Genomic DNA, 2,191 nt, shown 5'->3' with positions numbered 1-2,191 from the left:
GAGTGGATACAGAGGAACAATGCGCTCAATGGGAATGCGGGGCTGTCCTTCTTTTGTCGGAAGGCACCAGAAAGGCACCAGGTCGGAAAAATTCCCCTTTTTCTCCCGGCCGGCCCGCTCAAACATTCGCTCCCAGTCAAATTCTCCGCCATACTGCTGGGCAATGTTCTGCCGGACCGCCAGGCATTTGTACCGATTGACCCGCCCCTCTCTCTGCTCCAGATCAATGGGATTGGACGGCAGGTTCCAGTGCACCACTTTCCGGCAATAGGCGTGAAAATCCAGCCCCTCCTGGCCAATGGAGGTGGTGGCCAGCACAAAGGGACGGAAGGGCGAATTGAACGCCCGGCGAATATTATCGGTCCGGTTTACATGTTCCTCATCCCGCTTCGCGCTGAAATAACCCACCGCAAAGTGGGTGCGCATGCGGGCCCGATTTTTTTCCTGGTCGGGGAAGGATTCCCGGGTATCGATCTGCAGCGTAGCCGTATCAATAAAACCATCTGCCATGGCCTGCTTCAGTTCCGCCCCGGGCACCGCCAGCACATGGGCATACTCATCCAATACAGCCTGAAGATTGCCCTCTACACAGTAGCGGAACACCGTCTGATAATAGGCATCGTCACTCTTTCTTCCGTATAGAAGATCCAGGATAGCCGCGCTCTCCGCCTTGTTGAACAGGCTTACAAAGAGTCCCGCAATCTCCCCGGCAGTTTTTTGCACCTGGGATATCTCCGCCGATTGCCAGCTGCGCCTGAGCAGGCGGTAAGCACACACAGCTGGGGAAGCAATGGCCATATCGGTTAAAATGTCTGCCGCATCCGTTGGAATGGCAGACAGGGAAACCCCTTTCTCCGCTCCATCCAACGCGCGGATACAGGCAGCAAGGCTCTGGGCGCTGGCCGTCCCCCGCACCGGAATTCCTTTTTCTTTTCTGAGCATCTCCAGCCGCGCCTTTACCTTTTTGCCCACCTCCCGGCGTACATAGGCAATGTCTCTTCCCAAATATTCTTCCGGGCAATAGCACTCCGCCAGCTTGGGAGAGGGCAGGGTGACGATCGTTTCGCTCTCCTTCCGCAAACGGGTCACACCATAACGGCGCTCCTCCTTGGTAGCAAAATATCCCCGCCCCCATTTCAGGGATGCGTCATGGTACAGCTTCCCAATGGTGCGCCGCTCTGCCTCGTAGGAGAGCATCACGGAAAGCATCCGTGGCACCATTTCCCAGGAGGAAAACACCAGCACTTTGGAATAATTCCGATGTCTTGAAAATACACCACCGGTGTTGTAATAGGGATTAGAGGGTGGGATCCACAGCAGGTTCTCCGCCCCCTCCCGCTCCTGGCAGAAAGCCGTCTCAGCCAGCCGCTCCAGCTTGGCGTGCTCAAAGGGGATGTGGCGGTAATTCTGGATGGCGCTGCGCTTGAGCAGCAAATGAGATACGGTGCGTCCCGCCGTGGCCGCGAAATCAAAGCCACGGGTGAAATGGGATCTGAGCTGCTTCTTCATCTGATAATTTTCCATAAACGACAGCAGATAGGGGGAGGATTTGACATATTCCATAGGGACATTCCGAATCCGGAGCAGATCCCCCCTTCTTCCCTGCGCCGCTACCTGATCCAGCAGGGACTGCATGGCATCAAAGGAAAGAATATCTCCCTCAGAAACCGGGACTTCCCGGACCCCGCTGTCATCCAGGATTCCGGTATTGAAGCGCTCCGTCCGACAGATTCCCTGGTAGAGCTGTTCCTCCGCCTCCGCCTTCCGGGCCATCAGAATGGTCAGCTTCTCTCCGGATACCTCACACAGGGCATGAGAGTACTGCCGCCACACAGTACGGAACTGTTCCCTCTGCTTTGGCCTGTGGAATAGGAAGTCCATCACCTGCATGAACTCTCCATAGTGCTCTGCTCCCTCGTCCTGGGCGATCTCCTCCAGGGTGGCATAGGGCTTGTAGGGGGTGGCGGACAGCAGAAGAACTTTGGTTTGCCCGCTGCTTAAAAACTGCCGGGCCAGCATGGCCTCCTCACTGTCATCCTCCGGTGCGATAAGATCCCGGAATCGCTGAAATTCGTCCATGACGACCAGGTCCGGCTCCAGCCTGCTCAGGCTGATCTCCGCAAAGACCTGTCGCAGTCGGTTGATGAGGAACCTCTGCTCCCTTTGGTCGTCCAGCCGGGTGGTACAGCGC

General features: G+C 56.6%; 1 protein-coding gene. It reads right to left on the bottom strand.

Translation table 11 applies throughout. The annotated features are described in order from the left end of the window. A partial coding sequence (locus AC1WIP_RS14905; RefSeq protein WP_481142569.1) for a helicase-related protein occupies nucleotides 1-2,191 on the bottom strand: 2,191 nt, incomplete at both ends.

The sequence above is a fragment of the Acetatifactor sp. genome (genome assembly GCF_982438285.1).
This window is presented reverse-complemented; position numbering and strand designations above follow the sequence as displayed.